22 protein-coding genes are annotated in these 22,588 nt (G+C 47.6%); 5 read left to right on the top strand and 17 right to left on the bottom strand.

The features are described 5' to 3' along the window. Nucleotides 1-2: 2 nt before the first annotated feature. From A1s21148_RS01815 to A1s21148_RS01795, 5 genes are all read right to left on the bottom strand, one after another. A complete protein-coding gene (locus A1s21148_RS01815) occupies nucleotides 3-974 on the bottom strand; it encodes an ABC transporter ATP-binding protein (protein WP_095670786.1) in 972 nt (323 codons plus the stop codon). After that, a complete protein-coding gene (locus tag A1s21148_RS01810; RefSeq protein WP_095670785.1) occupies nucleotides 971-2,005 on the bottom strand; it encodes an ABC transporter ATP-binding protein in 1,035 nt (344 codons plus the stop codon). The genes A1s21148_RS01815 and A1s21148_RS01810 overlap by 4 nt, the downstream gene beginning before the upstream one ends. Next, nucleotides 2,002-2,997, bottom strand: a complete 996-nt coding sequence (locus A1s21148_RS01805; RefSeq protein ID WP_095670784.1) for an ABC transporter permease — start codon at nucleotides 2,995-2,997, stop codon at nucleotides 2,002-2,004. The genes A1s21148_RS01810 and A1s21148_RS01805 overlap by 4 nt, the downstream gene beginning before the upstream one ends. A gap of 156 nt (nucleotides 2,998-3,153) precedes the next feature. Beyond that, nucleotides 3,154-4,908 carry an ABC transporter substrate-binding protein gene (locus A1s21148_RS01800; RefSeq protein ID WP_095670783.1) on the bottom strand — a complete coding sequence of 585 codons (1,755 nt, stop codon included), beginning with the start codon at nucleotides 4,906-4,908 and terminating at the stop codon, nucleotides 3,154-3,156. A gap of 145 nt (nucleotides 4,909-5,053) precedes the next feature. Continuing rightward, nucleotides 5,054-6,040: an ABC transporter permease gene (locus A1s21148_RS01795; RefSeq protein WP_095670782.1), complete on the bottom strand. Its 987-nt coding sequence runs from the start codon at nucleotides 6,038-6,040 to the stop codon at nucleotides 5,054-5,056. 68 nt (nucleotides 6,041-6,108) lie between these two features. Here A1s21148_RS01795 and A1s21148_RS01790 point away from each other — a divergent pair, with 68 nt between their 5' ends. Further along, nucleotides 6,109-6,645 carry a hypothetical protein gene (locus A1s21148_RS01790; protein WP_095670781.1) on the top strand — a complete coding sequence of 179 codons (537 nt, stop codon included), beginning with the start codon at nucleotides 6,109-6,111 and terminating at the stop codon, nucleotides 6,643-6,645. Between the two features lie 44 nt (nucleotides 6,646-6,689). Here the strand turns inward: A1s21148_RS01790 and A1s21148_RS01785 are convergent, their stop codons facing one another. Then, complete coding sequence (locus A1s21148_RS01785; RefSeq protein ID WP_095670780.1) at nucleotides 6,690-7,931, bottom strand: MFS transporter; 1,242 nt, start codon at nucleotides 7,929-7,931, stop codon at nucleotides 6,690-6,692. Between the two features lie 32 nt (nucleotides 7,932-7,963). On the opposite strand from A1s21148_RS01785, the gene tgt reads away from it, so the two are divergent. Continuing rightward, the gene (tgt, locus tag A1s21148_RS01780; RefSeq protein WP_190276906.1) at nucleotides 7,964-9,217 is read left to right on the top strand and encodes a tRNA guanosine(34) transglycosylase Tgt; all 1,254 of its coding nucleotides are present in this window, start codon (nucleotides 7,964-7,966) and stop codon (nucleotides 9,215-9,217) included. Here tgt and A1s21148_RS01775 read toward each other — a convergent pair. From A1s21148_RS01775 to gabT, 3 genes are read right to left on the bottom strand one after another with little or no spacing between them, the layout of a single operon-like run. Then, entirely contained in the window at nucleotides 9,214-9,777 is a 564-nt protein-coding gene (locus A1s21148_RS01775; protein WP_095670779.1) for a GNAT family N-acetyltransferase, read from the bottom strand. The genes tgt and A1s21148_RS01775 overlap by 4 nt on opposite strands. Further along, the gene (locus A1s21148_RS01770) at nucleotides 9,778-10,389 is read right to left on the bottom strand and encodes a trimeric intracellular cation channel family protein (protein ID WP_095670778.1); all 612 of its coding nucleotides are present in this window, start codon (nucleotides 10,387-10,389) and stop codon (nucleotides 9,778-9,780) included. 32 nt (nucleotides 10,390-10,421) lie between these two features. Beyond that, nucleotides 10,422-11,762, bottom strand: coding sequence for a 4-aminobutyrate--2-oxoglutarate transaminase (gene gabT / locus A1s21148_RS01765; protein ID WP_095670777.1), 1,341 nt, complete (start codon nucleotides 11,760-11,762; stop codon nucleotides 10,422-10,424). Nucleotides 11,763-11,819: 57 nt separating this feature from the next. Here gabT and A1s21148_RS01760 point away from each other — a divergent pair, with 57 nt between their 5' ends. Then, on the top strand, nucleotides 11,820-13,262 hold the full coding sequence (locus A1s21148_RS01760; protein ID WP_095670776.1) for an aminotransferase class I/II-fold pyridoxal phosphate-dependent enzyme: 1,443 nt from the start codon (nucleotides 11,820-11,822) through the stop codon (nucleotides 13,260-13,262). On the opposite strand, the gene A1s21148_RS01755 is transcribed toward A1s21148_RS01760, so the two are convergent. The 6 genes from A1s21148_RS01755 to phoU form a co-directional block, all read right to left on the bottom strand. Then, nucleotides 13,263-13,739 carry a GNAT family N-acetyltransferase gene (locus A1s21148_RS01755; RefSeq protein ID WP_095670775.1) on the bottom strand — a complete coding sequence of 159 codons (477 nt, stop codon included), beginning with the start codon at nucleotides 13,737-13,739 and terminating at the stop codon, nucleotides 13,263-13,265. 72 nt (nucleotides 13,740-13,811) lie between these two features. Continuing rightward, nucleotides 13,812-14,957, bottom strand: a complete 1,146-nt coding sequence (locus A1s21148_RS01750) for a substrate-binding domain-containing protein (RefSeq protein ID WP_095670774.1) — start codon at nucleotides 14,955-14,957, stop codon at nucleotides 13,812-13,814. A 117-nt stretch (nucleotides 14,958-15,074) separates the two neighbouring features. Then, nucleotides 15,075-15,950 (bottom strand): phosphate ABC transporter ATP-binding protein PstB, encoded by an 876-nt coding sequence (pstB, locus tag A1s21148_RS01745; protein WP_095670773.1) that lies wholly within the window; start codon nucleotides 15,948-15,950, stop codon nucleotides 15,075-15,077. Further along, the gene (gene pstA / locus A1s21148_RS01740) at nucleotides 15,950-16,990 is read right to left on the bottom strand and encodes a phosphate ABC transporter permease PstA (protein WP_095670772.1); all 1,041 of its coding nucleotides are present in this window, start codon (nucleotides 16,988-16,990) and stop codon (nucleotides 15,950-15,952) included. The genes pstB and pstA overlap by 1 nt, the downstream gene beginning before the upstream one ends. Then, nucleotides 16,987-17,967 (bottom strand): phosphate ABC transporter permease subunit PstC, encoded by a 981-nt coding sequence (gene pstC / locus A1s21148_RS01735; RefSeq protein WP_190276905.1) that lies wholly within the window; start codon nucleotides 17,965-17,967, stop codon nucleotides 16,987-16,989. Before pstC ends, pstA begins: the two co-directional genes overlap by 4 nt. A gap of 1 nt (nucleotide 17,968) precedes the next feature. After that, complete coding sequence (phoU, locus tag A1s21148_RS01730) at nucleotides 17,969-18,619, bottom strand: phosphate signaling complex protein PhoU (protein ID WP_190276904.1); 651 nt, start codon at nucleotides 18,617-18,619, stop codon at nucleotides 17,969-17,971. Between the two features lie 101 nt (nucleotides 18,620-18,720). On the opposite strand from phoU, the gene A1s21148_RS01725 reads away from it, so the two are divergent. After that, on the top strand, nucleotides 18,721-19,782 hold the full coding sequence (locus A1s21148_RS01725; RefSeq protein WP_095670770.1) for a sensor histidine kinase: 1,062 nt from the start codon (nucleotides 18,721-18,723) through the stop codon (nucleotides 19,780-19,782). Beyond that, a complete protein-coding gene (locus A1s21148_RS01720; protein ID WP_095670769.1) occupies nucleotides 19,779-20,465 on the top strand; it encodes a response regulator transcription factor in 687 nt (228 codons plus the stop codon). Before A1s21148_RS01725 ends, A1s21148_RS01720 begins: the two co-directional genes overlap by 4 nt. Here the strand turns inward: A1s21148_RS01720 and A1s21148_RS01715 are convergent. Further along, entirely contained in the window at nucleotides 20,462-21,697 is a 1,236-nt protein-coding gene (locus A1s21148_RS01715; RefSeq protein WP_095670768.1) for an FAD-binding protein, read from the bottom strand. The two genes, A1s21148_RS01720 and A1s21148_RS01715, sit on opposite strands and share 4 nt — an antisense overlap. Continuing rightward, nucleotides 21,694-22,524 (bottom strand): undecaprenyl-diphosphate phosphatase, encoded by an 831-nt coding sequence (locus tag A1s21148_RS01710; protein WP_095670767.1) that lies wholly within the window; start codon nucleotides 22,522-22,524, stop codon nucleotides 21,694-21,696. Before A1s21148_RS01710 ends, A1s21148_RS01715 begins: the two co-directional genes overlap by 4 nt. Nucleotides 22,525-22,588: the final 64 nt, after the last annotated feature.

Genomic DNA, 22,588 nt, shown 5'->3' with positions numbered 1-22,588 from the left:
AACTAGTTTTCAGGGAAGTGGCAGGCCACTTGTGAAGCCCCGAGCTGTACCAACTGTGGCACTTCGGTGCGGCACTTATCTTGCGCCTTCCAGCAACGGGTATTAAAGACGCAACCCGATGGTGGATTAATTGGGCTAGGTAGATCACCGGTCAAGATAATGCGTTCGCGGGTGCGTTCAGATCGTGGATCTGGCAGCGGCACCGCAGATAGAAGCGCTGTTGTGTAAGGATGGCGCGGCTTATCGTAAAGATCAGCAGTCGCTGCAATCTCCATCATCTTGCCGAGGTACATAACTGCCACGCGATCTGAAATATGTTGCACCACAGATAAATCGTGGGCGATAAAGACCATGCTGATCTTCTCTTCTTCTTGCAGATCCTCTAACAAGTTAATTACCTGGGCCTGGATCGAAACATCCAGTGCTGAAACAGGTTCGTCGGCAACGATAAAACGTGGCTTTAACGCGATTGCACGAGCGATACCGATGCGCTGGCGCTGTCCGCCTGAGAACTCGTGTGGGTAGCGGTTGTAGTGCTCTGGGTTTAGACCAACGCGCGCCATTAGGTTTTGCACGGCAGTCTTAACGCCTTCCGGTGGAGTAATTCCTTGGATTTCAAATGGTGCAGAAATAATCTTGCCGATTGTCTGACGCGGATTTAGCGCAGAGTATGGATCTTGGAAGATGATCTGCATCTGGGCGCGGATTGCGCGCATCTTGGTTGCGCTGTAATCGGTGATGTCTTGATCTTCGAAGATTAACTTTCCAGAAGTTGGTTCAGTTAGCTTCAAAATTGTGCGGCCGGCAGTTGTCTTACCGCAACCAGATTCGCCTACCAGGCCAAGAGTTTCGCCAGCCTTTAAATCGAAGGAGATGCCGTCGACAGCCTTTACAACTTCCTTTTCGCCACGCTTGCCCTTGCCAGTTGGGAAGTGCTTGACCAAATTATCAACTTTTAGAATTACATCGCTCATGACTGTAACTCCTTTAACTCTTTAGCAAATAAATCATTGCGCAGGGCTTCAGGGATATGGCAGCGAGAACGATGAGTTGCTGAGGTGCCGATTAGTTCCGGCTTAGTTGAGTTACAACCAGATTCTGATGAATGTTGCTTGTACTCACAGCGTGGTGCAAATGGGCAACCAACTGGCAGGTTAATTAGTGAAGGTGGCTGTCCTGGAATCGCCTTGAGGCGTTCGTTCTTTGATGAAACTCGTGGCACTGATTTAAGGAGTCCGAGTGTGTAAGGAGCAAGTGGTGAGTAGAAGATGTCATCTACTGGGCCTTCTTCAACAATGCGCCCTGCATACATAACATTTACGCGATCGGCCACTTGTGCAACAACACCGAGGTCGTGGGTGATCAACAAGATACCCATGTTAAATTCTTTCTTAAGCTTGGAAAGTAGCGCCAAGATCTGAGCCTGCACCGTTACATCTAGAGCGGTTGTTGGTTCATCGGCGATCAAGATTTGTGGTGAGTTCATCAAAGCCATTGCAATCATTACGCGCTGGCGCATACCGCCCGAAAATTGGTGTGGAAATTCAACAGCGCGCTTTGCTGGCTCTGGAATTCCAACGAGATCAAGCATCTCAACTGCGCGGGCCATCGCCTCTTTCTTCTTACCTGGATTGTGAACCAAGTAAGCCTCAGCAAGCTGGCTGCCGATCTTGTAAAAAGGATGGAGTGAGGACATGGGATCCTGGAAGATCATCGCAACTGCGCGCCCACGGATATCGCGGATCGCATCATCGTTTAGCGAGACAACATCTTTAAAGGTCCCGCCATCATTTAGTGAAATTGATCCCGAGATCTGGGCTGATCCTTTTTTATGAAGCCCCATCACAGAAAGGCTGGTAACGGTTTTACCGGAGCCAGATTCGCCCACGATGGCAACGGTTTCACCGGCATTTAGAGTTAGCGATACGCCATCTACGGCGCGGACCAAGCCATCATCGGTTTTAAAGGAGACGTGTAAGTCCTGAATATGAAGAAGCTCGGTCATGTGATGCGCACCCGTGGATCAAGAACTGCATACAACATATCTACGATCAAGTTCATTACGATGACAACTACTGCTGCCAAGATAGTTGTTGCAAGAACAACAGATAGATCGAATTCGTAAACCGAGCGAAGCGTAAGGCGGCCAAGTCCTGGCAGGTTAAAGATCGTTTCGGTAATAATCGCTCCACCAATTAGTCCGGCAAAGTCGAGACCAGCCAAGGTGATCAAAGGGGCCAGCACCGCACGAAGTGTGTGCTTAAAGAAGACGACGCGTTCGCCAACGCCCTTAGCGCGAGCGGTGCGGATGTAATCCTCGCCCAGCGTTTCAAGAAGTGCAGCACGTGTAAAGCGGGTGTAGATCGCGGCATAGGCGATTGCCAAGGTGATCCACGGCAAGATGAAATACTCAACAAATTTAAATGGGTTATCGAGGATTGAGGTGTAACCCTGCAAGGAAAGGGGAATTAGCTTCCACTTGATAGAAACCCAGATAAGTAGAGCAAGGCCTGTAACGAAAGTAGGAAGTGATGTTGCTAGAAGTACGAAAACTGATGAACTTGTATCAGGCCAACGGTTTTTAAATTTAGCTGCAACGATGCCCAGGCCAATTCCAACTGTGAGCCAGAGCAGAAGCGCACCGATTGCCAAGCTGATTGTGATTGGCAGAGCCTCAACCAGCATGTTGGTAACGCAAGCATTTTCGTTAAATGAATATCCAAAGGATGGTGCTGGGCAAGTAAAGGCTGCACTTCCGGCGCCATAAGTGCGTCCGAGAAAGATTCCAGAGAGGAAGAGCCAATATTGCTCGTAAATTGGTTTATCAAAACCTAGACGAACTCGATTTGCTTCAACGATCTGATCTGTACAACGCTGACCACAAGTCAGAGCGGCTGGATCAAATGGGAGCAGAGAGAATATTCCAAAGACAACGGCTGAGACGATCAGGATTGTGAACGCTGCAAATATTGCGCGGCGCCCGATGAATTTCAACATCTCTTCAATCCCTTCTTGCGTGTATTAATTTTTAACTTTTAAGAAAGTTGAACCTACCAGTAAGAAGGTACTTCCGACGCCAATTGCTTAGCGCCGGAAGTACCTGTCTCTACTGCTATTTGCGCTATTTAAAGCGCTTGCAGGTAAAGATTTGGATTAGTTGTTAATCCAGATCTTTCCGTATGCAGGGTTACCCTGAGGTACCCAGAAGAAGACGTTTGCAAGCTGTGAGCCCCAAACTTCCTGAGCCTTACCAAACGTTGTTGGCAATACCCACATCTGCTTCATTGCATATGCATCTAGTTCTTTCCACATTACTGCTTGCTTCTTGCGATCGGTTGTCTTCATCGCAATGTTGACCTTATCTTCAAAGGCCTTGTAAGCAGGATCTGCAGTGTTCTGTGAAAGGTTAAATCCACCGAATGATGCAAATAGTTCTGGAATAACTGTTGAAGCATTTGCCCAGTCAGCACCCCAACCAGAAGCAGACATATCTTTCTGCTTGTCAGGGTTCATAACTGTTGAGTAGTAACCAGAGCTGATGATGTTCCACTTAACCTTGATTCCAGCGCGAGCGTATGCAGCCTCGTTGATTGGAATTGTGTCGTTAAGTGTTACAGACTGACGAACATCCATTGTGATGCCTTCTTCAGTTGCCTTCTTGTAATCAGCAGGACACTTGGTCTTTGCGATTTCCATCAATTCCTTCGCCTTAACGATATTTCCTTCAGGCTTGAAATCTGGGCTTCCTGGACCTACGACCTTGGTAGGTGCGTAGTCAGCTGCTACGAGTGGGCTAATTACGCCGGTTGCATATGAACCTGCATAAGTTGGGCCGCCTGCGTAGTCAAGAAGAGCCTTCGCATCACGTGAGTGGTACATCGCTTGGCGGATTTCCAAGCAAGGCATTGCCTTCACGTTAAATGCGATGTAGATGGCGTATGGATCTGAGTTGTTCATACGACGGTTCTTGAACTTTGCGTCGGTGAAGAACTTGTCCTTATTTGAAGGAAGTGGTCCACCAAAGTTCATTGCTGAAGGAATTGTGTCTTCCAACATGATCTGGTCGATTACTTCTTCATCAAGACCGAACTGGATGATTACTTCATCTGGGTATGGAGTACGTACTGGGTCAGATGCTTTTGACCACTGTGCGTTACGGACCATACGAAGCTGTGTCTTGCTGTTTTCAACGATCTTGTACGGACCTGTTGCCTGTGGGTTTAGGTCGTACTTATCGCCTGTGTCCTTCTTCTTTTGGATAGGTGAGATAACACCGTATGTAGCCAAGTAGTTGAAGTCAGCAATTGACTTGTTCAGTTGGAAAGTAATTGTGCGGTTGTCGCTTGAGCAAGAGACTGCCTTGTTGTAAGCAGCTTGTGCTGCCTTGGTGCTCTTGTAAGGACCAACATAGATTGAATTTCCATCTTTATCTTTTGGAATATCAAGCCATGAAAGCAAGTAAGTAGGTCCGTTGTTGATTACATCTTGTGCGAATACACGAGATGTACCGTATTGGACATGCTCACATGTAATTGGAGTTCCATCTTCAAACTTTGTGCCTGGACGAAGTGTGAACTTCCATGTCTTAGCAGCGTTGCTTGGAACACCAGTGTTTGTTGCTAGATCTGGAACAAGGTTTGCTCCTGCAGCACCTGGGACTGGGTTGTATGCAACCAAAGTACGAGTGTGAAATGAATTCATAAACGCGAGGTCGCGTCCGGTGTAGATACGGCTTGGATCTAGGTGATCAAGACGTGGTTCGTGCTCAAGAAAAGTGAGAATTCCACCTGTCTTTGGTGTTGTTGCAGCAGATGCAGCGTTTGTTCCAGCAACCACAACGGTTCCAAGAAGCAAAGCGCTTGCAGATGCAACAACTACGGCACGACGAAGAGCATAACGAGGGCTCATTCCGTAATCCTTTCGATTGGGATGTAGTGGCGGGCAAACCCGCACTACGAGTGGATTGAGTTAAGCAGAAAATGTCCGAAAAGTGAATACTCGGCGGTAGGAGCAGGGGTGATTTAAGCCCCCTAGATAAATCGTTACGCGGTTGTTATTTGTCGGCTCTTGGGTCTAGCGCATCGCGCAGCGCATCGCCGACCAAGTTAAAGGCCAGAACTACGATGACTAGGGAGGCTGCTGTAATTAGGAAGAAGCTCGGCATAACGGTTACGAAGCGGGTGGCATTAGAAAGCAGGATGCCCCAAGTAGATGCTGGTGGTTGAACACCCAGACCTAGGAATGAGAAGACCGCTTCCGATGCGAGGTAGCCAGGGAGTGAAAGCGAGACAACCACAATTACCGGCGCCCAAAGATTAGGGACAAGTTCTTTCAGAATAATTCGACGACGGGTTGCACCCATTGCTTGTGCAGCGGTTACGAATTCGCGTTCACGAAGTGAGAGAACCTGTGAACGAATTAGTCGAGAAAATCCCGGCCATCCGAAGAAAGATAAGAAGAGGATTAAGAAGAGAACGCGAGCGCCATTGCCTTCTGCAATTCCGAATTTTTCAATGCGATCGACCATTGGTTCGCTAAGTGCAACGATCATAAAGAAAGCTGGGAATGCGAGAAGGAAGTCAGTAAAGCGACCGAGGTATCCATCAACGCGGCCGCGGAAATAACCACCAACAATTCCTACGAAGAAACCAATAGTTAGCGCAGTTGCAGTTGTAAGAATTGCGATCATAAATGAGATACGTGAACCGTAAAGAAGTTGGGCCAGTAAATCGCGACCCGTTCCGGGAATTACGCCAAGTGGATGTTCCATGCTAAAGCCGGCTAAATCACCCGTTGGAATACCACTGCTATTTAAACCTTCAAGGTTTAGGTCGTTCGGATTGATCCCCAAAACTCGGCACACGATTGGCGCAAAGAGCGACATGCTCAGCAGGAAAATACTGATTCCTGCTGCTGTCATGCCTACTTTATTTCGCTTAAAGCGGCTCCATGCGATCTGGCGCGGGCTACGGCCAGCGATTGCAGGGCTAGCGCTAATTGGTGCATCAACTTCTGAGTTAGTTGCTGAGTTGAGAGACATGCGGGCTACTCTATACTTAGGGCTAGTAAATAGTCACCTGCGTAATGAAATTTCTCTTGGAGGCCTCAATGTTTAATGCTAAATCTACGAACTTTGCAACTGCCAGCGCAGCTATCGTCCTAGCGCTAACCCTCTCTGCATGCGGTGGATCTGATGAGGCAGCTCAGGTCGACGATCAAACGCTCGTTACCGAAGTTGAAGAAGCACCGCAAGCAACTGGCGGATTTGATGCTCCTGTCGTAACTCCAGACAAAGTTTCATACACACTTTCCTCACCTTCTAGCTTCACACCTGGAAAATTCGCTTCCGGAATGCTGCCTGGCCAGACCAACGAGCGATTCAACGTAACCGTTGAAAATGGCTCAGCTGCAGATTTAGATTTAGCAACGCTAATTGTTAAGGGTTCAACAACCACTGGCGAATGTGTCGATATCTTCGATGGCGATAATCAGATGGAGGGCGCACCAACTACTCCGCTTGCTGCTGGTGCAACTGCCAAGTTCTCTTGGGGACTTTCTTGCCCAGGTAAGGGTGGCGAAGAAATCTCAGTAACGCTTTCTAACGGCCTAACAAATGTAATTGAAGTTACTGGAAAACTCGCTTAAATTTTTAGGGAACTTAGCCCGTTCACGCGATCTGCGTGAGCGGGCTATTTCTTTGCCTTATTTGTGGAGCGCTTTAAGTAAGCAAATAAAGGAATTGGTGCAAGTACCCCGATCGCCATGGTTAAAACCCAGAGCTGTTCTAGATTTGCACCGATCATTAGTCCGGCAACGGCTGGACCTGCAATTCCAGAAATTCCCCACTGCAAACTAGTTAGCGCACTTGCGCGACCACGAATATGTTCAGGAGCAAGTTCTTGCGTTAACGCCGGGCTAGTTGGTGCGTGGACCATCTCACCGAAGGCGAAGATCAATTGACTTACACAAAGTGCGATCCCGGCCATAAACATTGACAGGTATGGCGAAATACCAACGGCTAGCCAAGAAAACGCCCAAATAACTCCTACAGAAATCAGCGCGGTGTACTTCGAATAATTAGCGATCAACTTTAGAACTAGCGGCTGGAAGGCCACAATTGCAAAGGTATTTACGCCAAAGATGATCCCCAACCAATTCGGCGCCAAATCAAGATATTGCGTCGCATAAATTGGTAGCCCTGATTGCAAAGGTCCGTAGCCGAACGTTAAAAGTATGATTCCTGCGATAGTCAGGATCGACAACTCTTTGATCGCAAATAGCTCTCGATAGCTCCCCTTCTCGGGCTCATGCTCTTTCGCAACATATTTGCCGGCATGAGGGGTGTTAAGCCCCCAAATAAAGAAGATAAAGACAAAATAAGTAAGAGAATCAATAAAGTACATAATTTGATAAGAGAGAATCGAATCTTCGCGAATAATCAGAGCCGATATAAATCCACCGATACCGAGACCAAGGTTCATCAACATAAAGTTAAAACCAAAGATTTTGGTTCGATCCTTTAGTGGAGTAACGCGAGTTAAAATCACCATCTGCGAAGGCCAAACACATTGACCACCAAAAGCGAATAAAGTTATTGCAATTAACGCATGTGCTTGAGTTGTTACGAAAGCGAAGGCAAGGGCTGAAAATCCGGAGATCACAAGACCGGCGAGCATTACTTTCTTTGGTCCGATGTGATCGACCAGTGACCCAAGTGGTGGGGTGCAGATAATCCCAAAGAGTGCGCCCCACGCCATTACTGCGCCGCCAAATGCGATAGAGAAACCCCGGATATCGTGGAGATAAACCATCAAGAGCGAAAGCGTCATACCGCGACCGATAGCGCTGAGAGCGATTCCCGCAACAATGCGTCGCGAATGCGGATTTAAAAGAGAAGTGAACTCTTGAAAGGGCGCTTTTCCTGCGAACATCAGGGCAGTCTATATCTGAGACAATAACGCTTGTGTCGACTCCAGCAGCAAAAAACTTCTCATTTGAGATAAAGAAGAGAGCAGAAAATTCTCTGGCGCGCGTTGGCACACTTTCTACTCCACATGGCGATATTCAAACTCCAGCATTTATTCCAGTTGGCACAAAGGCCACCGTTAAAGCAGTTCTACCTGCAGCGATGCAAGATCTTGGCGCACAAGCTTTATTGGCCAATGCTTATCACCTCTATTTACAGCCCGGCCCTGATGTTCTAGATGAGGCAGGTGGCCTAGCCCAATTTATGAATTGGCCAGGGCCAACCTTTACCGATAGCGGAGGCTTTCAAGTCCTCTCACTCGGTGTTGGATTTAAAAAAGTTTTAGCGATGGATGCCAAGACTTTCCGATCAGATCAAGTTATCGCTGGAAATAAAGAGCGTTTAGCCCACGTAGACGATGATGGAGTTACCTTTAAATCGCACCTCGATGGTTCGATGCATCGCTTCACCGCTGAAATTTCCATGCAGATCCAACATAAAATTGGCGCTGACATAATCTTCGCTTTCGATGAATGCACAACGTTGCACAACACCCGTCCTTACCAAGAGCTCGCGATGGAGCGCACCTACGACTGGGCGATTCGTTGCTTAGATGAACATAAGCGTTTAACTGATGTCCGCAGCGATAAGCCATACCAGGCGCTCTTTGGCGTTATTCAAGGTGCGCAATATGAAGATCTCCGTAAGAAAGCAGCGCACGATTTAGGAACGATGTCATCTTCAGGAATCGAATTCGATGGCTTCGGTATTGGTGGAGCGCTAGATAAATCATCTCTTGGCACAATCGTTGGTTGGGTAAATAGCACCTTGCCGGAAGATAAGCCGAAACACTTACTCGGCATTGGTGCGCCAGAAGATTTATTTGTCGGAGTGGAAAATGGCGTAGATACCTTCGACTGTGTTCTTGCATCACGTATCGCACGTTCTAGCGCTGTGTACACAATGCAAGGTCGCTTTAATCTCTCTAATGCACCATACGTACGCGACTTCAATCCGATTGATGACGAGTGCGATTGTTATACCTGCACCAATTTCACGCGTGCTTACTTGTGCCACTTATTCCGCGGTAAAGAGATGGTTGCTGCAACTCTAGCCACAATCCATAACGAACGTTTTGTGGTTCGCTTAGTTGATCAGATGCGTCAGGCGTTAATTGATGGCAACTTTATAGATATGAAGAATGAATTCTTAGGGCGCTACACCCATAGATCCGGTCAATCTCGCGATTAATTAGCGCCCCACTTTTTTAAGAAAGTTTCACGATCCATCTCGTAAATATCTTCCGGACCATCTTCTTCATCAATCTGCTGTCCTTTGAAGTCAAAACCGAAGTATTTGATCACTGCTATTGAGGGAAGATTTTGGGGACTGACCGTGTATCGCAGCGTCTTCACTTCCGGAAAAGTTAAGACCCAGCGCCACATTCCCAACAGCGCTTCTTTCGCGTATCCCTGGTTCTGATATTGGGTCTCAATGCCAAGACCGATCTCCATCATTCCCTGCGCATCCGGTGTGCCATGAAAACTGGTGCTTCCGATGACTTCGCGGTTCTCCTTTAGAACAATCCAACGCACAAACCATTTATTAGTTGCTGGATCTGCCTTTACTTGTGGAACGCGCCAAGCAAGTGGTCCTTGAAAGTCAATTAAGTTGCGAAGCGGATTAGTGAAAGTTTCACCGACGAGAGCGAAGGTGTCGTCACGTTTTTCAAAGAGATCTATCAGTCGATCCGCTGAGATATGGTGCAGTTCAAGTCTTGCTGTTGAGATAACCGGTTCTTTCAAATTCACTTAACGCGCGCCCACCTTTGGCAGATGCCAGTCAAAGCGGATAGAAAGTTCACGAACAATTATTACAACTAGGCCTGCTGAAAGTGCGACAAAACCAGAGTTCAATTCAAAGTAGTCGCCTGTGACGTAGACGAGTGATCCTGCTAAACAAGATGTGCCGATAGTTTCACGGTGCAGCAAAACTGGCTCAACTTGGCAAAGTACATCTCGCAGCAAACCGCCGGTTACGGCGCCAATAAGCCCGAGGAATACCGCCGCCAGAAATGGCGCTCCGTGGGTTAGTGCAAATTGCGCACCTGAAACTGAACAAACTGCTAAACCAATTGTGTCGAGAGTAAGTACAAATCGACCTACTGGATTGGTTCGTTTAATGACTAAAGTAATTAAGACTGCAATTACAACGCCTGCGAATAACCAGGTGTGTAAAACCCAAGGTGGCCGCTCCCCCAAAAGCAGGTTGCGGAAAGTTCCACCTGAAAGTGATGCGATAGCGGCGATAAATGCGATGCCACCGTAATCCAAACCTTTATCCGCGGCGATACGCGCACCAACCAGGGCAAAGGCAAAGGTGCCAGCCAGGTCAAGGATATTTACTAAGAGTTCTAGATCCACTGAAAGAGTATAAGTGCGTTAATCGCAATTAATTAGAGGCTTGCGAAAGCTTCTTCTAAAACCCCAAGTGCATCCTTGAGCAATTCATCGCTAATGACGATCGGTGGCAAGAAGCGAATCACATTTGCATATGTGCCGGCGGTGAGAATGAGAACGCCTTTGCTCTGGCAATACTTGATTACCGCAGCCATTGCAGCAGGGTTTGGGGTCTTTGTTCCGGCTTCAACAAGTTCGATCGCCTGCATTGCACCGCGTCCGCGGACTTCACCAATGATTGGATACTTCTTGGCCAGCGCAGTCAGTGATTCGTTAAGAATCTTTCCGATGTGACGTGCACGTTCGACAAGTTTCTCTTCTTCAATAGTTTCGATCGCGCCGAGAGCTGCTGCGCATGCGATTGGGTTTCCACCGTAAGTTCCGCCGAGTCCACCAACGTGTGATGAATCCATAATTTCCGCGCGCGCAGTAACAGCAGCAAGTGGCAAACCACCTGCGATTCCCTTTGCGGTAACGATCATGTCAGGAACAATGCCTTCATCTTCGCAGGCAAACATATTGCCGGTGCGCGCAAAACCTGTCTGAACTTCATCAGCGATAAAGACGATTCCGTGATCAGTTGCAAACTTTGAAAGTCCTGACAAGAATCCCTTAGGTGGAACGATAAATCCACCTTCGCCCATGATTGGTTCGATAATTATTGCTGCAACGTTATGAGCGCCAACTTCTTTTTCAATCTTTGAAGTCACGATATCCAGGTAATCCTGCGCCATAGTTGCCAGGTTGCCTTCATAGTGGAATGAGTAAGGCATCGGCATGCGATAAATCTCGTTGGCGAAAGGACCAAAACCTTCTTTGTAAGGAACGTTCTTGGCGGTTAGAGCCATCGTTAAGTTGGTGCGGCCGTGATAGGCATGTTCAAAGACGATAATTGCTGGGCGCTTAGTTGAATGGCGCGCAATCTTGATCGCGTTCTCAACAGCTTCGGCGCCAGAGTTTTGCAAAATAGATTTCTTCTTGTGTGTGCCTGGCGTTAAACGATTAAGCGCCTCGCAGACTTCGACATAACCCATATATGGAGCGGTCGTGAAGTTGGTATGTGTAAACGCCTGCACGGCATCAACCACGCGATTCACAACGCGCGGTGCAGCATTTCCAACGTTTACAACGCCTATTCCTGCACCCAGATCAATAATGCGATTGCCATCTACATCTTGCAGGATTGCGCCTTCACCGCGTTCGATAAACGCTGGGATTGCCATGCCTAACCCTGCTGAAACTGCCTCTTTACGACGAGCAATTAACTCCTGCGATTTTGGCCCTGGAATAGCGGTAGCCAAGTGACGTGATTGCGGGAGAGGGTCCTTTGCGGTCATGGATAAATTGTAGAGCCTCTTTTTAACTTCTGCGGCGCAACGAGTTAGGCTCGGATAGTGGAGAAGAGAAATGAACTACGTCGCAGCGCTCCGCTGCTTGATGCATACCTGACTTACTTTGAGGCAGATCACACTCCCTTCACAATCCCTGGACATAAACAAAGAGCCTCCCAAATTGATGTCGGATTAGGCGCCGTCGTTGATTCTGATATTCCACTTTACGGTGGCTTAGATGAAATCAAATTAACCAATCAGATTTTGGCAAAGTCAGAAAAGATTGCAGCGCAATTCTGGGGCGCAGATTTTGCCCGTTTTTCAACAGGTGGTTCAACCCACGCCAATCAAGCAGTGATCCTGGCGCTTGGAAAACCTGGAGATAAAGTTGCGGTATCGCGCACCGCTCATCGCTCAGTTCTCAGCGCGTTAGTACTTGCAGGGCTTGAACCAATTTGGATGAACCCCGAACTTGATGGCGCCTCAGGTGTGCCAATTGGAATTGCCGTAACTGAATTACAACGCGTTCTCAAAGAGAGCCCAATCGCAATTTTGTTAACCGAACCTGGTTATCTCGGAACACTCTCTGACTTAAAACCTTTAATTGCCGCAGCGCATGAAAAATCAATCCCAGTAATCGTTGATGCCGCTTGGGGTGGACATTTTGGATTCCATCCCGACCTGCCACAGCACGTTATTGCACAGGGTGCAGATGCTTTAATTACTAGCGTTCATAAGGCGCTGCCTGGATATAGCGCCTCTGCGTTGCTGCTTGCTAAAACTAAATTTATTAGCGCCGAAAGACTTGAGCAGAGCTTTGAAACTACGCACACGACTTCTCCAGCTGGTGCCCCCCTGGCATCAATTGATGCCGTGAGGGCGCTGCTACAAACTCGCGGCCCTGAATTACTAGGCGCCCTGATTGAAAATGTGGCGCAATTTAAATTAGCGGTACAGGCAAACTTTGACCTACCAATTTTCTTAAATCCAAGTGACTTTCCTGCGGGAAGATTCGATCCGGCAAAGATCGTGCTTCGCGTGCAACAACTTGGCGCTGCAGGGGTAGAAATAGAGCGCGCGCTGATTGCGCAAGGCATTCGCGTTGAAATGGCAGATAACGACACCATAGTTTTCTTAGCAACCTTGGCCGATACCAAAGAAGATTTCCAGGCACTTGCCATGACGCTAGTACCAATTCTTAAAAAATTACAGAACGCACCTCGACAGAGCGCAACCGCGCTTAGTTGGTCAGTTGTGCCACAGATTGCAACTTCGATGCGTGATGCTTATTTTGCAAAGACCGAAATGGTTAGCTCAAGTGATGCGATTGGTCGGATCTCAGCAGATCTCATCGCTCCATATCCACCAGGGGTGGCAGTTGTTGCTCCAGGTGAAGTTCTAACAGAGCAGATTGTTAGCGGGCTAAGTGCCTCTCAAAAAGCGGGCGTTCGCATTGCTTACGCCACTGATCCAACGCTAAAGAGTTACAGAGTCGTAAAGAAGTAATTACGCCTGGCTTGCAAATTTCTTTAACGCATCTCCATACAGTCTAAAGACAGTCCAGTCATCCATCGCCACAGCACCAAGTGATTTGTAGAAATCAATTGATGGGGCATTCCAATCCAACACCCACCATTGGAAACGCTCATAGCCGCGTTCAACGCAGAGCTGAGCCAAGGTCTTCATAAATCCTTTACCGATTCCATGGCCGCGATATTCCGGCTGCACGAAGAGATCTTCTAGATAAATGCCAGGTTTGCCGAGCCAGGTTGAGTAGTTTAAGAACCAGAGCGCAATGCCAACAATTTTTCCTTCAACTTCAGCAACGTGACAGAAGGCAACTGGGTGGCTGTTAAATAAGGATTGCTCTATTTGCTCAATCGTTGCAACCATCTCATCAGGTGCTTTTTCGTAGACCGCAAGCTCATATATCAAGCGGTGAATATCTGATGTGTCTTCAGGTGTTGCTAGGCGGATAAGCATGAGTTGAGTTTAGGGGAAAAGAAAAACGGCCAGGTTTCCCTGGCCGTTCTCCCCTCGTGGATAGGTTAAAAATCAACCGATCTTTGCTACTAGTGACTGAGCTTTCTTTAGGAATTCACCATCTAGAACGCTGAAGCCAAGTGCTTCTCCCTTGTCCTTAGCGCATGCTGGGCTCAAGATAAATGATGCAAGTGACTTAACAGCAGCCGCCTTGTTCTTATCTGGGTAGTTTGTATCAACCAACATGTACGAGACAATACCTAGCGTGTAGGCACCAGCCTCTTTTGTCGCGTAATCAAATGACATGATTCCGTTGGCATCAATTGTTGCCTGTGACAAGAATGCAGATGTTGTTACTGATGTTGGCTCAACAGCATTGCCTGCTGGGTTAATTACGTTTGCAACCTTGAGTCTATTTGCAACAGCGTAATTAACTTCAGCGAATGTGATTGAGTAAGGTGTCTTTCCAGCAAGCTGTGAAACACCAGTTGACGATGCAGCACCAACGATGCGGCCCAAGTTCTCGGGTGAGTTGATATTTCCTGGGAATGAAGTTGTGAAGACTGCAGCCTTAGCCTTAGTCCAAACTGTTGGGGCTGACTTATTTAGGTAGTTAGTGAAGTTCTCTGTTGTACCTGATGAATCTGAACGGTAGACAACCTTGATTGGCTTATCTGGAAGTGTGTAGCGAGTTGTAGTTGCGATCTTCTTGGCAACGATTGGGTCGCCCTTTGAATCCTTAACCACAGCGCCATTCTTTGTCTTGTAGACAATTTTGTCGTATGCACGGTTGTTATCTCTCACGATCGCTGGATCGTTCCAACGTGTGATTGCTCCGGAGAAAATTCCAGCGATTGTCGATGCTGAAAGTGAAAGTGTGTTACGTGATGGAAGATTGTGAAGAATTCCAATTGGTGCTGCAACTACTGGTGCGTGAATAATGCTCGCGCGCTTGGTTGCTGCTGTGTGTGCTGCATCTGAGAACCAGAAATCTCCGACAGATCTATCTGAGTTCGTGCGACCTGCACCTGAACCAGATGATGCGTATGTAAATGAATGTCCTGAAGCTGTTGCAAATGGAGCCTTGCAAGCTTCGATTAGAAGCGCAGGAAATGATGCGCCTGAACCTGATAGATCAACTGCGTGAGCTGGAGTTGAAGTTACCAACCCAAAGGCAAGTGCTACTGCTGCAGATTTTGCGAGCATTGAAACTTTCATTAATTTCCCCTTGTTTGAAATAGGTGACGAACAAGGAGAAAACTATGTATCCCGGGTTAACTACTTGGTTCTTTGAGGCAAACGTTGGTCAACCTTTAGGTGAACAGCAGGTAACTACTAACCGAAGCGGCCGGTGACGTAATTTTCCGTGCGCTGATCCTTTGGCTGGGAGAAGATCTCACTTGTGCGGGCGACTTCGATCATCTCGCCAGGTCCACCATCGGATAAGAAGAATGCTGTGTAATCAGATACGCGAGCTGCCTGCTGCATATTGTGAGTCACGATCACGATTGTCATTGAATCTGAGAGTTCGCGGATGGTTTCTTCAATGCGCAAGGTTGATCCTGGATCAAGAGCCGAGCAAGGCTCATCCATCAGAAGTACCTGCGGGCTTACTGCAAGCGCACGAGCGATGCAGAGACGCTGCTGCTGACCGCCAGAGAGTGATCCACCATGTGCATCAAGACGATCTTTTACTTCATTCCAAAGCCCAGCACGAACTAAGCAAGACTCAAGAAGTTCTTCCTTGTTATCTACCTTAAGTTGCGCCAGCTTTAAACCAGAAAGTACGTTCTCACCGATAGTCATTGATGGGAATGGGTTTGGCTTCTGGAAAACCATGCCGATCTGTAGACGAATCTTCGTAACATCAACGCCCGGTGCATAAATATCTTTGCCATCGAGTCGTACTTCACCTGCCATCGCTGCGCCAGGAATAAATTCGTGCATGCGGTTGATCGTGCGGATAAATGTTGACTTGCCGCAACCAGAAGGTCCGATCAGCGCTGTCACTGATCCTGCTGTGAAATCTAGGTTGATATCTGAGAGAACGTGGTTCTTTCCAAACCAGGCGTGAATGCCGCGAGTTTCTAGACCAGTGCCTTGCGCGGTGCTGGCTTGAGTCCGTGGCGCCTTTGCATTAGCCACACTTGCTAGCGAACTAGGTTGCGCAGGAGTTGACATTTCTTTCTCACTTTCCGGAGTCTGGATCATTAGGAAACCTTTCGTGAAGTTAGGGCGCGTGCTGCTGTGAAGAGGAGCAAAACTAGAATCATCAGAACTAATAGCCCCGCCCAAGCGCGTGTAATCGCTTCAGGAGAACCAGCGTTAAAGGCTTTCCAGATGTAATAAGGAAGAGATCCAACCGAGCCGTTAAATGGATTTGGATTTACCTTGTCGCCACCACCTGTTAACAATAGGAGTGGGGCGGTTTCGCCAGCGATACGAGCAACACCCAAAATCACTGCAGTCATCAATCCGCTTCGCGCTGCGGGCAGGACGATCATTGCAACCGTGCGCCACTGAGTTCCGCCTAATGCTGTCCCGGCCTCACGGAGATCATTTGGAATAAGCAATAAAACTTCTTCTGATGTTCGAGCAATCGTTGGGATCATCAAGATAGTCAGCGCTAAAGCGCCCATCAACGCAGAAAAACCTTTTGTTATTGGATAGAGAACGGCAGAGAGAATAAAGAGGCCGGCGACAATTGAAGGGACACCCGACATTGCTTGAACCAAGAATCTAATTGGTCCAGCAAATTTGCCCTTAATTTCAGTTAGATAAAGCGCTGTCAAAATTCCAAGCGGAACGCTCATTACCAAGGCAAGTGCAACCAAAGTTAGCGTTCCAGTGATTGCGTGCAAGACGCCACCTGTGGCAATTGGATCTGTCGAAGTTGCCATAGACATGTCATTGCTAAGTAACCCGAAATGCAGGCCTGGCAGGCCTTTTTGGAGCACAGTAAAGAGAATGCTGCCGATTGGAATGATTGTTAAGACTGCGCCTAAGGCAACGAGTGTTCTAACAAAAGCATCTTTGGCCGCGGGTGCGCCTCTGGTAAGAAAAGAGTAAGTAGATGAAAGCACTGCATAAGCCACGAAGAAGATAAAGCCGTAGGCCAACTTTCCTTTCATCTCGGTTGCGGCAACAAATCCGTACGAGAAAGCTAACGAGCCGATAAGAAATGAGATCTCGCGAATGCGATCAGCAGGCTTCTTCGCCCAAGGCTTCTGTGGAGTAGCTACAGCGCTCATCGTCCGGACTTTCCTGTTCGCTTAACAATCACATTTGCGACTGCGTTTACTGAAAGAGTAAGGAAGAAGAGCACCAAACCAGCAGCCATTAGAGCTTTGATTTCATACTCGCTAGCTTCGTTGAACTTAAGAATAATTAGCGATGCAACGTTTCCACCTGCGCCAAGCAAGACATACCAGTTAATCTGGAAGACAATATTTAGCACTGTAAATACGGCGACAGTTTCTCCCATTGCGCGACCCAGGCCGAGCATCGCTCCACCAACTACACCGCTTCGACCATGCGGAATCACAACGGCTTTAATCATTGTCCAACGAGTTGCACCAAGTGCAAATGCTGCTTGGATTCGATCAAGCGGTGCCTGGGCAAATATTTCGCGTGAGACAGATGTGATGATTGGAATGATCATGATCGCCAGAACTACACCTGCAACAAATGGTGAGCGCGTAAAGAAATATGGATTTACTTCAAAGAGAGGAATCCAACCTAAGTACTTGTTTATTAGCTTTCCCCAGTATTCAACGCTAGGCATTAAAACTAAGAAGCCCCAGATACCGAAGAGAATTGAAGGAAAGGCAGCCATCATGTCGATGACCGCAACCAGGATCTTCTTCATCCACTGTGGTGCGTAAAAGTTCAAAAATAGAGCTGAAAAAACCGAGATTGGCACAGCAATTACAACGGCAACCAGCGCACAGAGAATGGTTCCAACGAGCATTGCAGAAAGACCAAAATTACTTTCGACAACATTGGCCGACTCATCGAGCGTGATCGACCAATCTGCACTTGTTATGAAGCTCAAGCCTTCTTCGCGCAAGACTTCATAGCCGCGATAGAACAAGAAGAGCGCAATCAATCCTAAAATTACTAGCGAAGAAAGACCTCCACTAGTAACAATTCCACGAAATACCTTATCCGAACGACGGGGTTCGGTTGAAAGTTCTCGAGGGCTTGGAATCGTTTTTGTTTGTGACACTTTAGGCAAACTTTCCAGTTACCAAAAAGATTACGCGGCGTGAAACTGAAACCGCATGATCTGCATATCTCTCGTAGTAGCGACCCAGCAAAGTTAAATCAATGGCAGTTTCAACTCCATGTTCCCAAGTTGGAGCGATTAGAGCTGAGATCAATTGGCGATGGAGCAAGTCCATTTCGTCGTCGTCTTTTTCAAGCTGAGCAGCCATCACGGTGTCGCGAGTTGAAATAACGACTCCGGTCTTTGTTGCGATTTTCTCTGCGGCAACACCCATAGCTTCAACCAATTTCAATACGGCATCCGGCACGGCTGGCTCTGGATGGCGCAAGCGCACAATCTTCGCAACGTGATGTGCAAGATCTCCCATACGTTCTAGGTCTGCAGACATGCGCAGCGCGGTAATTAGTGCGCGAAGATCTGACGCCACTGGTTGTTGACGCGCAATGATGTCGATAATTCGCGCATCTAAATCATGTTGGATGGTGTCGATGTTCTCGTCAAAAGAAATGACTTCTTCGGCAAGCGGCAAATTCTTCTCCATGATGGCGCGAGTTGCTTTCGCCATTGAGTCGGAGACCATGACGCTTAGGTCAAAGAGAGTTTGGGAGACGCCATCTAGTTCGTCCTGGAATGTAGATCTAATTAAAGGCATGGTGCGCACGCTAGGCGCAAGGGATTAACGGCTGCCCAAGAGATGGTTAACGCAAGGTGAACTGCTTAGAATCAGATGCGCTGGGGCTATAGAGTTTAGACATGTGGCGCCGCGAGAAGAGTTTGGCTGAACACGACGGGCGTGAACTGCCTGAGTTATTGCTCAGAACCCTAAGCCAGCTCGATGGCGCCAGCCTTATTCTCGCCCCGGGTGAGATCCCCGTATATGCCAACGACGAAGCAGAAAATCTTGGAGTTTTGAAAGATGGCCGAATTCAGAGTGAAGAGCTCCTGGCCTCGATCCGTGTTGTTCGACGTACAAATTTAAAGCAGACCGGCACCGTTGAGATTGCACGCGGGCCAATTGGTGAAGGAAAGCGCGAGATCACAGTAAATGTAATTCCACTTTCCGAAGACAACTTAGTACTTGTACTGCTTCGTGACGAAAGTGAAGCACAACGTGTCCATGAAGTTCGTAGAGATTTTGTGGCAAACATTTCCCATGAGCTAAAGACACCAATTGGCGCTCTCTCTTTGCTTAGTGAAGCGGTGCTCGGCGCCAAGGATGACTCAGAAGCGGTAACTAAATTTGCTAGCCGAATGCAAATTGAAGCAAAACGTTTAACTGATTTGGTGCAAGAGATTATTCAACTCTCCCGCGTTCAAGATTCTGATCCACTGCAAGAAGCACAGTCGCTTTCGGTTAATGACTTATTGAAAGAAGCGCTAGACCAATGCCGAACTACCGCGGATTCTAGAAAAATCGCTCTAACGTTTGCTGAAGGTGCTGATTGTCGTGTTTTGGGAGACCGCGAGCAGCTAACTATGGCGGTTCATAATCTGATTGAGAATGCGGTTAATTACTCACCACCAGATACTCAAGTTTCTGTAAGTACAAGTATTGATCAGAATATTGTGACCGTTTCAGTGGCAGATCAAGGAATCGGTATCGCCGATGCTGAAATTGAAAGAATTTTTGAACGTTTCTATCGTGTAGATCCTGCTCGATCACGCGAGACCGGTGGAACCGGTTTGGGGTTATCAATTGTTAAACACATCATTTCAAAGCACGGCGGAGAAATTTCAGTCTGGAGTTCAGAGAATGTGGGAAGCACATTCTCAATCCGGCTTCCAATTCAATCAATTAAAGAGGATGAAGCATGACAAAAGTTCTGATTGTTGAAGATGAAATCTCCTTCTCCGATGCTCTGGCGTATCTTCTTAAAAAAGAGAGCTATGAAGTCGAAGTAGCGGTAAATGGCGCCGAAGCAATTGAGCGCTTCCAAACCTTTAATCCAGATCTGATTCTTTTAGATCTGATGATTCCTGAGGTTTCTGGTACTGAAGTCTGTCGCGTAATTCGCTCAACTTCACAAGTACCGATAATTATGTTGACCGCCAAAGATTCTGAGATCGATAAGGTCGTCGGGCTGGAACTAGGCGCCGATGATTACGTAACAAAGCCATACTCTTCGCGAGAATTGCTGGCGCGAATGAAAGCGGTAATGCGCCGTAACTCTGGAGAGAGCGCTGGAATCGAAGAAGGTGCACTCTTAACTGCTGGTTCAGTGCGCATGGATTTGGATAAGCACCAAGTAACAGTTAATTCAGTCGCGGTCACATTCCCACTCAAAGAGTTTGAGCTTCTTGAGTTTCTAATGCGCAATAGCGGCCGAGTTCTGACTCGTAGCCAGTTGATTGATCGCGTCTGGGGTAATGATTACTTCGGCGATACCAAAACTTTGGATGTACACATCAAGCGCTTGCGCGCGAAAATCGAGGAAGATCCAGCAAATCCCAAGATTATTCATACAATCCGAGGCTTAGGTTACAAACTCGAGATTTAACGGCCGATCAGCCGATTAGTGAACTCGTTACCAAATTTATTAGTTGGATCTATTTCCGTTACGAGCTTCTTGAAATCATCGAACTTCGGCATAACCGATTTAAAGTAATCAGGGCTAGCCGAAAAGACCTTACCTAGGTGTGGGCGATAGCCAAATGGCGCAAGCGTTGCTTCGACAACTTTAACCATTTCATAGACCGCATCAACTTTCTTCCACGTAAAATGAATTCCAATTGAGTCGCGCTGGTAGTGCGGGCTCATCCAGAGATCATCTGCGGCAATGGCGCGGATCTCGGTTACCCAGAGAATCTCATTTATCTGTGGCGCAATTTTCTCAAGTGCAGCGATCGCCGCAGGTGCATCTTTACGTGCAACGAAGAACTCGCTCTGAATTTCATCACCAGCACTTGGGGTGAACTCCATCTTGAAATGCGGCAAACGCAAATGCCATGGTCCACTTACAGCCATCTGTTCGGTGCACGGTTCTGGATCAAGCCCTGGCAGTGGATGTCGGTTTGATGTTGCTGGATACGCCTCAAAAAAGTCTGTTGGTGCAGTAGTTCCAGCTTTAAACTTTGCCCAGACTTCTCCCCCGCCTGCAGCAGCCCAGGTGGTGAAGTAACTAACGCTGTAGGCAAGGCTCATGATTTCATCTAAGTTTGCGGCATAACTTTCGCGAGACATTCCGCGATAAACAGTTTGTGCAATATTAAATGTCGGCTCAATTGCCAGATCTAAATTAACTACAACGCCAGTTAAACCTAGGCCGACTACAGAACCTTCAAAACTTGCATCGCCTTTAGAAATTCGCTTGAGCGATCCATCAGGTAAAACTAGTTCTAGGCTTTCAACCGCTGTCGCAAGATTACCGTTTCCAACGCCAGATCCGTGGGTTGCTGTCGCAACAGCACCAGCAACAGATATATGAGGAAGCGAAGCCATGTTATGTATCGCCCAGCCTCGATCGTGTAGAGCAACTGCTAGCTCTCCGTATTTCATTCCTGCTGGAACTCGGACAGTTTTCTTCTCTTTATTGATATCAATATCTGAAGGCATGTTCTCAAAGGTGATCGCCGTTGCAGAAGTATCTGCAATGTCATTGAAGCAATGCGCGCTGCCACGTGCACGAACTCGTGCAGAATTGGAGACAAACTCCTGTAGCTCCTCAACTGACGTTGGTGCTACCCGCTGCGCATCTCGAAAATTTACAGTGCCCGACCAATTAGCGCTCATGAGATAACCCCTAGTGAGAGAAGGAGAATTAATAATGAACCCAGAGCGATTCGGTAGAGAATGAAAGGGGCAAAACTCTTAGTTGTCACATATTTTAACAACCAAGCGATCACTGCGTAGCCAGTTACAAATGCAATTGCAGTCGCCACAAAAGTTTCTGGAAGTGAAAAGACTCGCTCAGATGCACTCTCACCAAGCGCACCGTTTAACTCGTAAAGGCCACTGCCAAAGACTGCTGGTAGTGCAAGCAAGAATGAATAACGCAGCGCTGCTTCACGGCTGTAGCCCATAAATCGACCCATTGCGATAGTTGCACCGGAGCGGGATACACCTGGGATAAGTGCAAGTGATTGCGCAAATCCATATAGAACGCCATGCACAGGAGTTAACTGATGGAGTTGGCGCTCTGTCTTTCCATATTTATCTGCGATCCCCAGAATTATTCCGAAAACAATCAAGGTCGTAGCGATTAGCCAGAGTGAGCGGAAATCATTCCGGATTATCTCTTGACCGAAATATCCCAAGGCAACTATCGGCAATGTGCCAATAATTATCAACCAACCTAATCGCGCATCAGCTTTTTCAGCAGCCAGTAGCTGTTTACGAGAAACTTGGCTAAACCATGCGCTGATTATCCGAACAATATCTTTGCGAAAATAGATAAGTACGGCAAGTTCGGTACCGATTTGAGTTATCGCAGTGAATGTCGCGCCAGGATCGGCGTTCGTTCCAAATAACTCTCCGGCGATACGAATATGTGCGCTAGATGAGATCGGGAGAAATTCAGTTAACCCTTGGAGCGCGCCGAGAAAAATCGCCTCAAACATCGCTACCCCATAACCGAATTAGTAAAGCCAAAAGTTCTTAACTAAAAGAATAGCGAATAGAATC

The sequence above is a fragment of the Candidatus Planktophila lacus genome (assembly GCF_002287925.1).
Classification (GTDB): Bacteria; Actinomycetota; Actinomycetes; order Nanopelagicales; family Nanopelagicaceae; genus Planktophila; species Planktophila lacus.
This window is presented reverse-complemented; position numbering and strand designations above follow the sequence as displayed.